Raw genomic sequence first — 8942 nt, 5'->3', positions numbered from 1 at the left:
GCGCGAATTGGGGGTCAGGCCGCGCAGATGATCCTGCGCGCGGCGTTCGCGGGCGGTCATGTCGGCCTCTTCGACCGGCCCTGCCTCTGGCAGCGCGACCTTGGGGCACCTAGATCCAGCGGTGACACAGACCAACGTCCCGAAAGGATTTCCCATGCGCAGCGTCACCCATGACCGCTTCGGCGAACCCGACCAGGTCCTGCAGACCGCCACCGCCGCCCCACGCCCCGAACCGCAGGCGGACGAGATCCTGATCCGCGTGCTGATGGCGCCCATCCACAATCACGACCTCTGGACCATCCGGGGCAGCTATGGGGTCCGTCCTTCGCTGCCCGCCACCGCAGGCAGCGAGGCCGTGGGCATTGTCGAGGCGACCGGCCCCGGCACCGATCCCGCCCTGAAAGGCCGCCGCGTCGCCGTCGCAGGCGTCACCGGCGCATGGGCCGATTATGCCATCGCCCGGGCCGAGGGCACGATCCCGGTCCCCGACACCATGCCCGACGAGGCCGCGGCCCAGCTGATCGCCATGCCCTTCAGCGCCATCACCCTGCTGGAATTCCTGCAGGTCAGCCGGGGCGATTGGGTGATCCAGACCGCCGCCAATGGCGCGGTGGGCAAGATCATGGCCGTGCTGGCCCGGTCGCGCGGCATCCGCCTGTTGAACCTCGTCCGCCGCCCCGAGGCCGCCGAACAGCTGGCGGCGCTTGGCATGACCGACATCGTCTCGACCAGCGACCCGGACTGGGTGGCCAGAGCGCGCGCCATCATCGGCCCCGACGGCGCCCGCGCGGCGGTCGATTCGGTCGGCGGCACGGTGGCTGCCGGGCTGGTCGATCTCTTGGGCACGGACGGGCTGCTGGTCCCCTTCGGTTCGATGACCGGCGAGGATCTGCAGCTGCCCGCAGGCCCGATCATCTTCAAGCATCTCTCGGTCAAGGGCTTCTGGGGGGCGCGCATCATGCCCGCCACCCCGCCAGCCGACCGCCAGCGCATGTTCGCGGAACTGATCGGCCTCGTGATGGACGGCACGCTCAAGCTGCCCTCGGGCGGCAGCTTCGGTCTGGACCAACCGGCCGAAGCGGTCATCGCCGCCCTGACCCCGGGCCGCGAGGGCAAGGTGATGTTCCGCCCCTGATGCAACCGCCGTCCTTGCGCGCGCCGGACAGACGCGCGCAAGGACGGACGCGCGCAAGGACGGACGCGCGCAAGGACGGACGCGCGCAAGGATCACCCCAGACCCGTCTCGCGCAGGTAATGACGCACCGCATCGGCCACATGCCGGAACCGGTCGCCGCCCAGATGCTTGCCGCCATACCAGCGCGTGACGATGACCACATGGCCCCGCAGCCCGGCTCGCTCCAGCATCTGCGCGATCAGCTGCCCGGCACCGGCCTCTCCGTCATCATCCTTGACGATGCCGTCTTCCAGCAGCACCGCCCAACTGTGATGGGTGGCCTTGGCAAACCGCTTGACCGATCGCAGATCGGCCAGCAGCCCGGCAACCTCGGCCCGGCTCCCCGCCGCCCCGCCCGAGACCGCATAGCGCGACCCCCGGTCCGATATGATCCGGTCAAAAACCTGCATGCCCCCTCCTGCATTCCTCCGGCCTGCATTGGTCCCGAAATATCCCGGGGGGAGTCCGCAGGACGGGGGGCAGCGCCCCCCTGCCCCGGCCATCACCCGATCCCGGCATCACCGCCTGCGCACATACAGCTCCAGCCGGTGATGGACGATCTCATATCCCATCTCGGCGGCGATTTCGGCCTGCAAACGCTCGATCCGCTCATTCGTGAATTCCATCACCTCGCCGCTGTCCACATCGATCATGTGATCGTGGTGGCGCTGATCGGCGGCCTCCCACCGGGCCGGCTCGCCCTGAAATTCCAGCTTTTCGATGACGCCCTGCGCGCGCAGCGTGGTCAGGGTGCGATAGACGGTGGCCAGCGACACCCCGGCGCCCGCCGTCACCGCCCGGTCATGCAGCTCGGCGGCATCGGGATGGTCCTCGGCGGCGGCAATCACCCGCAACAGCGCCGCGCGCTGCCGCGTGACCCGCACGCCCGCATCCCGCAAGGCCCGCTCCAATCTCTCCGCCCTGACATCCGCCATATCCGCCACCTTTTCCACATCGGTCATTCTGCCGCAGCCTCTGCCCAGTTGCAACTGGTTCTCAACTCTTGACAGTTGCGAATGATTCGCAGAAAAAGGCCGCAACCCAAGGAGTCTTCCCATGATCCGCGCCCTGACTGCCCTCTTGCTTCTCGCCCCGTTTGCGGTCCGGGCCGAAACGCCGCCCTCCGATCCGCTCATCGTCGCGACCAGCTTCACCGTCATCGCCGACATGGCCCGCAATGTCGCAGGCCCTCTGGCGCAGGTCCGCTCGATCACCCCGCCGGGGGCGGAAATCCACGGCTATCAGCCCAGCCCGCGCGACATCATCGGCATCGCGGATGCCGATCTGGTGCTGGTCAACGGCCTGAACCTCGACACATGGGCCAATCAGTTCCTCGACCGGCTGGATGACGTGCCCATCATCACCGTCAGCGACGGCATCGACCCGCTGCCGATCCGGGGCGGCGATTACGACGGCCAGCCCAATCCGCATGGCTGGATGGCGCTGGACTCGGCCAACCTCTATGTCGACAACATCGCCACCGCGCTGGCCGCCGCCGATCCCGCCAATGCCGGGGCGTTCCGGACCAATGCCCAAGCCTACAAGGCCCAGATCGCAGCCGTCATCGGCCCCCTGCGCGACCGCGCCCGCGCCCTGCCGCAAGACCGCCGCATCCTGGTCACCTCCGAGGGCGCCTTCTCCTATCTCGCCCGCGATTTCGCCCTGACCGAGATGTTCCTCTGGCCGATCAATTCCGAAGGTCAGGGCACCCCCCAGCAGGTCCGCCAGCTGATCGACCTGATGCGCGACACGAACGCCCCGGTGATCTTTTCCGAAAGTACCGTCTCCGACCGCCCCGCCCGGCGCATCGCCTCGGAAACAGGCGCGCAATATGGCGGCATCCTCTATGTGGACAGCCTCTCGGACGGCGACGGACCGGTGCCCACCTATCTGGACCTGCTGCGCGTCACCTCGGACACGATCGTCACCGCCCTCGAAACCGCCGGTCCCGTTGATGAATGACACCGCATCCGACGACCGGCCGGGGATCGAGGTCCGCGACCTGACCGTCGCCTATCGCAATGGCCACAGGGCGCTGGCCTCTGCCGCCTTTACCGTGCCGCAGGGCTCGGTCACAGCGCTGGTGGGCGTGAACGGCGCCGGTAAATCGACGCTGTTCAAGGCGCTCATGGACCTTCTGCCCCATGCCTCGGGCCATGTCCGCATTCTGGGCCTGCCCGTGCGCCAGGCCCTGTCGCAGAACCTCGTGGCCTATGTGCCGCAGGCGGAGGAGGTCGACTGGACCTTTCCGGTTCTGGTGCAGGACGTGGTGATGATGGGCCGCTATGGCCATATGGGCTTTCTGCGCCGCGCCCGCCCCGCCGACCGCGACGCGGTGACCGAGGCGCTGGCCCGCGTCGGCCTGACCGATTACCGCCACCGCCAGATCGGAGAACTTTCGGGCGGCCAGCGAAAGCGCGTCTTCCTCGCCCGCGCCCTGGCGCAAAAGGCCCGGGTGATCCTGCTCGACGAACCCTTCACCGGCGTCGATGTCGAAACGGAACAGACCATCATCACGCTTCTGCGCCAGATGCGGGACGAAGGCCGGGTCATGCTCGTCTCGACCCATGATCTGGGCTCGGTGCCCGAATATTGCGACCGCGTCGTGCTGGTCAAGGGCACGGTGCTGGCCTTCGGCCCCACGGCCACGACCTTCACCCCCGACAACCTGAGGCAGGCCTTCGGCGGCACGCTCCGCCATTTCATGCTCGGCGGCACCGACCTGCATGACGATGCCGACGGACGCGCCGTCGATGTCTTCACCGATGACGAACGCCCGCTGGTCTTCTACGACGACCGCCACCGCAAGGCCGTCCCCGAACGCCCCGACCCCGGAAATAAAACCCCATGACCCTTTCATCTTGGCCAAAATATCCCACGGGGGTGCGGGGGTGTGAAACCCCCGCCTGCGGCGCCTGATGTGGGACCTCATCCTCACCCCTTTCACCTATGGCTACATGGCGACCGCGATCTGGGTCTCGGCGCTGGTGGGGGGCGTCTGCGCGTTCCTCTCGGCCTATCTGATGCTCAAGGGCTGGAGCCTGATCGGAGACGCCCTCTCGCATTCCATCGTGCCGGGCGTGGCGGGCGCCTATATGCTGGGCCTGCCCTTCGCGCTTGGCGCCTTTCTGTCGGGGGGGCTGGCGGCGCTGGCGATGCTGTTTCTGAACACCCGCACGGGGCTGAAACAGGATGCGATCATCGGGCTGATCTTCACCGGGTTCTTCGGGATCGGGCTGTTCATGATCTCGATGAACCCGGTCGCGGTGGACCTGCAGGCGATCACCATGGGCAACATCCTGGCCATCGCGCCGGGCGACGTGATTCAGCTGGTGCTGATCTCGGGCGTCTCGCTGACCATCCTTTTGCTGAAATGGCGCGACCTGATGGTGGTGTTCTTCGACGAGACCCATGCCCGCACCATCGGCCTGCATCCGAACCGCCTCAAGGCGCTGTTCTTCACCCTGCTGGCGGCCTCGACGGTGGCGGCGATGCAGACGGTGGGGGCGTTTCTGGTCATCGCGCTGGTGGTCACGCCCGGCGCCACGGCCTATCTGCTGACCGACCGCTTTCCGCGGCTGATCATGATCTCGGTCAGCATCGGCACGTTGACCTCGGCCATCGGCGCCTATGCCAGCTTCTTTCTGGACGGCGCCACCGGAGGCATCATCGTCACCCTGCAGACGCTGATCTTTCTGGCAGCTTTCGTCTTTGCCCCCACCCACGGGCTGCGCGCCGCGCGCAGGCGGGCCCGCGCCGCGATCGGTGATCCGTCATGAACGCGCTGATCCTGCCCTTTACCTATCCGGTCATGGCGGATGCGGCGCTGATCGCGCTGATCGTCGCCATCCCGGCCGCCCTGCTGTCCTGCTTTCTGGTCCTCAAGGGCTGGGCGCTGATGGGCGACGGGATCAGCCATGCGGTGCTGCCGGGCATCGTGCTGGCCTATGCGATGGGCCTGCCGCTGCTGGTCGGCGCCTTTGCGGCAGGGATGATCTGCGCGCTGGCATCGGGCTGGCTGGACGAGAACAGCCGTATCAAGCCCGACACCGCGCTTGGCGTGGTCATGGCGGGCATGTTCGCGCTTGGGCTGATCCTGTTCACGGTCTTTCCGCCCGGCGTGCATCTGGACCATATCCTGTTCGGCAACATTCTGGGCATCGGCGCGCAGGATTTTGCCCAAGGCGTGCCCATCGCGGCGGCGGTCACGGCCATCCTGATCCTGAAATGGAGGGACTTCGCCCTGCTGGCCTTTGATCCGGTGCAGGCGCGGGTGTCGGGGCTGCGGGTCGGCTGGCTGCATTACGGGATGCTGGCGATGATCGCGGCATCGGTCGTGGCGATGCTGTCGGCGGTGGGCATCATTCTGGCCGTGGGCCTGTTGATCGCACCCGGCGCCATCGCCTTTCTGCTGACCCGCAGGCTGGCGATGATGATGGTGCTGGCGGCGGTGACTGCGATTCTGGCCAGCCTGCTGGGCATCTGGGCCAGCTTCTGGCTGGACAGCGCACCCGCCCCCACGATCATCGTGATCCTGACGGGGATGTTCGTGCTGGCCTTTCTGTGGCGGCAGGTGGCGCCCCGTCCCTGACGGCTGTTTTCTGCCCCCCTTTCCTGACAACACGGTTCATGCCAGCATGTTGCCGCCATCAGAAAGGACCGCCCCATGCTGCCCGACCGCCTGGATTTCCCGCAAGGCTTCACCTTCGGCGCCGCCACCTCGGCCTATCAGATCGAGGGCACGGCAGGCGCCGGCCCGTCGCATTGGGACACGTTCGCGGCCACGCCCGGCAATATCATCGATGCCAGCAATGGCAGCCGCGCCTGCGATCACCTGACCCGCTGGCCCGAGGATCTGGATCTGGTCCGCGATGCGGGGTTCGACGCCTATCGCTTTTCGACCTCCTGGGCGCGCGTGATGCCCGACGGGGTCACGGTGAACCCGGACGGTCTGGATTTCTATGACACGCTGGTCGATGGCATGCTGGAGCGGGGCTTGCGGCCCTTTCTGACCTATCACCATTGGGATCTGCCCGCCGCGCTGGCGGATCGGGGCGGCTGGCAGAACCGCGACATCGCCGCGCGTTTCGCCGATCTCTGCATCACCATCAACGCCCGGATCGGCGACCGCGTCGCCAGCGCCGCGACCCTGAACGAGCCGTGGTGCATCGCCTGGCTGTCGCATTTTCTGGGCCATCACGCGCCGGGCCTGCGCGACATCCGCGCAGCATCCCGCGCCATGCATCATGTCCTGCTGGCCCATGGCACGGCGATTCAGGCCCTGCGCGCCCAGGGCGCCGACAATCTGGGGATCGTGCTGAACTTTGAGACCGCCCATCCCGCCGATGATACCCCCGAGGCCGCGCGGGCCGCCGGGACGCAGGACGCGATCTATAACCAGTGGTTCATCCGCGCCGTGATGGGTCAGGGCTACCCGCAGGCCGCGCTGCAGGGGATCGGTCCGCATCTGCCGGAGGGCTGGCAGGATGACATGGCGCTGATCGCGCAGCCGCTGGACTGGCTGGGGGTCAATTACTATACCCGCCGCCTGTATACCGGCAACGAGGGTCTTTGGCCCCATGCCTCCGAGGCGCCGGGCCCCCTGCCCAAGACACAGATAACCCGCACCCAGATGGATTGGGAGATCCGCCCCGAGGGGCTGACCGAATTTCTGACCCGCCTCGCCCGCGACCATACCGGCACCCTGCCGCTGTATGTCACCGAAAACGGCATGGCGCTGGAAGCCGGGGGCGGAACCGGCGCGGCGATCACCGAGGATCCCCGCCGCGTGCAATTCGCGGGCGATCACCTGCGCGCCACGCTGGCCGCCATCGAACAGGGCGTCGATGTGCGCGGGTTCTTTTACTGGTCGCTTTTGGACAATTACGAATGGGGCTGGGGCTATGGCCCCCGTTTCGGCCTTGTCCATGTCGATTACGACACGATGACCCGCACGCCCAAATCCAGCTGGCACGCCTTTCGCGCCATGCTGAAGGGCTAGGGCGACCCGGTTCAGGCGGGCGCGACGGACGCGCCCCCCTCATGCGACCCCCTCGCGGGCGGCCTGCAGGATCATCTCGCTGGCCTTGCTGGCGATCATGGTGACCGGCGCATGGGTGTTGCCCGACACGATGCGCGGCATGACCCCCGCATCGGCGATGCGCAGCCCCGAAAGCCCGTGGACGCGCAGCTGCGCATCCACCACCGCCATCGGGTCCGATCCCATCCGCGTGGTGCCCACCGGGTGAAAGATCGTCGTGCCGATCTCGCCCACCGCCTGCAGCAACTGATCGTCGCTTTGCAGATCGGCGCCGGGGCGGTGCTCCTGCGGATCAAACGCGGCCATGCGCGCCGTCGCCATCAGACGGCGCGCATGGCGCAGGCTGTCGATCGCCACCTGCCGGTCGCCCGCCGTCCCCAGATAGCGCGGCGCGATCGACGGTGCCGCGCGCGGATCGGCCGAGGTGATGTGGCAATGCCCTGTGCTTTCGGGCCGCAGATTGCAGACCGACACGGTCAGGCCCGAAAAATCGTCCAGCGGGTCGCCGAACTTGCCCAAGGACAGCGGCTGGACGTGATATTCGATATTCGCGGTCGCGAAGGCCTCGGACGAGCGGGCAAAGATGCCCAGCTGGCTGGGCGCCATCGCCATCGGCCCGGTCCGCCGCAGCGCATATTCCAGCGCGATCCCCGCCCGCCCCCAGATGCTGCGCGCCCGGTCGTTCAGCGTCCGCGCCCCCGTCACGCGAAAGACCGTGCGCAGCTGCAGATGGTCCTGCAAATTCTCTCCGACGCCGGGCATGGCGTGGACCGGCGCGATGCCAAGGGCGGCCAGCCGTTCGGGCTGACCGATCCCCGACAGTTCAAGCAAAGCGGGCGAATTGATCGCCCCCGCCGCAAGGATCACCTGTCCCCGCGCCCGCGCCACCCGGCGCAGGCCGTGCTGTTCAAAGACCACGCCGGTCACCCGGCGCCCTTCCATGCTCAGCCGCATGACCTGCGCATCGGTCTCGATCCGCAGGTTCGGGCGACCGCGCACAGGGTCCAGAAACGCCTTGCGCGCGTTCCAGCGGATACCCTTGCGCTGCGTGACGGGGAAATAGCCCACGCCTTCGTTGTCGCCGCTGTTGAAATCGGGCCGGGCGGGCAGGCCCAGATCCTGCGCCGCCTGCGCCACCGCATCGAGAATCGGCCAGTGCAGCCGCTGCTGTTCGACGCGCAGCTCGCCCTGATCGCCATGCAGATCGCAGGCCGGTTCGTAATGCCGTTCGGTCGCACGGAAATGCGGCAGCACATCGGCCCAGCCCCAGCCCTGATTGCCCATCTGCCGCCAGCCGTCGTAATCGGCCGCCTGCCCGCGCATGTAGATCATCCCGTTGATCGAAGAACAGCCGCCCAGCACCCGGCCCCGGGGATAGTTCAGGCGCCGCCCGTTCAGACCCGGCTCGGCCTCGGTCTGATAGCACCAGTCCAGCGTGGGATTGCCCATCGCGTAAAGATAGCCCACCGGCACATGCACCCACAGGCGGTTGTCATGCCCCCCCGCCTCGAGCAGCAGGACGCGGCGACGCGGATCGGCCGAGAGGCGGTTGGCCAGCACGCAGCCGCCCGAGCCCGCGCCGACGATGATATCGTCGTAATCGCCGAAATTCTGCATGGGGTGGTCCTCCGTCCTCGATGGACAGGTTAGGCGAGGGTGTCTGCTGCGGCAAGCGGGGGCCAGCCCCCGCTTGCCGCAGCAGACACCCTCGCCTAACCTGTCCATCGA

9 protein-coding genes are annotated in these 8942 nt (G+C 67.6%); 6 read left to right on the top strand and 3 right to left on the bottom strand.

Annotated features, from left to right (window positions below):
• Nucleotides 1-154: 154 nt before the first annotated feature.
• Nucleotides 155-1135, top strand: coding sequence for a zinc-binding dehydrogenase (locus EG885_RS20640; RefSeq protein WP_131578428.1), 981 nt, complete (start codon nucleotides 155-157; stop codon nucleotides 1133-1135).
• Between the two features lie 92 nt (nucleotides 1136-1227).
• Here the strand turns inward: EG885_RS20640 and EG885_RS20635 are convergent, their stop codons facing one another.
• A complete protein-coding gene (locus tag EG885_RS20635; RefSeq protein ID WP_131578426.1) occupies nucleotides 1228-1584 on the bottom strand; it encodes a YigZ family protein in 357 nt (118 codons plus the stop codon).
• 108 nt (nucleotides 1585-1692) lie between these two features.
• Nucleotides 1693-2136, bottom strand: coding sequence for a Fur family transcriptional regulator (locus EG885_RS20630; protein ID WP_242679776.1), 444 nt, complete (start codon nucleotides 2134-2136; stop codon nucleotides 1693-1695).
• A 94-nt stretch (nucleotides 2137-2230) separates the two neighbouring features.
• On the opposite strand from EG885_RS20630, the gene EG885_RS20625 reads away from it, so the two are divergent.
• From EG885_RS20625 to EG885_RS20605, 5 genes are all read left to right on the top strand, one after another.
• Nucleotides 2231-3136 carry a metal ABC transporter solute-binding protein, Zn/Mn family gene (locus EG885_RS20625; RefSeq protein ID WP_131578424.1) on the top strand — a complete coding sequence of 302 codons (906 nt, stop codon included), beginning with the start codon at nucleotides 2231-2233 and terminating at the stop codon, nucleotides 3134-3136.
• Nucleotides 3129-4025, top strand: a complete 897-nt coding sequence (locus EG885_RS20620; RefSeq protein ID WP_131578422.1) for a manganese/iron ABC transporter ATP-binding protein — start codon at nucleotides 3129-3131, stop codon at nucleotides 4023-4025. Before EG885_RS20625 ends, EG885_RS20620 begins: the two co-directional genes overlap by 8 nt.
• A 67-nt stretch (nucleotides 4026-4092) precedes the next feature.
• Complete coding sequence (locus EG885_RS20615) at nucleotides 4093-4953, top strand: metal ABC transporter permease (protein ID WP_131578419.1); 861 nt, start codon at nucleotides 4093-4095, stop codon at nucleotides 4951-4953.
• A complete protein-coding gene (locus EG885_RS20610) occupies nucleotides 4950-5765 on the top strand; it encodes a metal ABC transporter permease (protein ID WP_131578416.1) in 816 nt (271 codons plus the stop codon). Before EG885_RS20615 ends, EG885_RS20610 begins: the two co-directional genes overlap by 4 nt.
• Before the next feature lie 75 nt (nucleotides 5766-5840).
• On the top strand, nucleotides 5841-7175 hold the full coding sequence (locus EG885_RS20605) for a GH1 family beta-glucosidase (protein WP_131578413.1): 1335 nt from the start codon (nucleotides 5841-5843) through the stop codon (nucleotides 7173-7175).
• A 39-nt stretch (nucleotides 7176-7214) separates the two neighbouring features.
• Here the strand turns inward: EG885_RS20605 and EG885_RS20600 are convergent, their stop codons facing one another.
• Nucleotides 7215-8831 carry a GMC family oxidoreductase gene (locus tag EG885_RS20600; RefSeq protein WP_131578410.1) on the bottom strand — a complete coding sequence of 539 codons (1617 nt, stop codon included), beginning with the start codon at nucleotides 8829-8831 and terminating at the stop codon, nucleotides 7215-7217.
• Between the last annotated feature and the right edge of the window lie 111 nt (nucleotides 8832-8942).

Source organism: Paracoccus nototheniae, from assembly GCF_004335005.1.
Classification (GTDB): domain Bacteria; phylum Pseudomonadota; class Alphaproteobacteria; order Rhodobacterales; family Rhodobacteraceae; genus Paracoccus; species Paracoccus nototheniae.
Note: the sequence above shows the minus strand (reverse complement) of the source record. Positions and strands in the feature narration are given on the sequence as shown.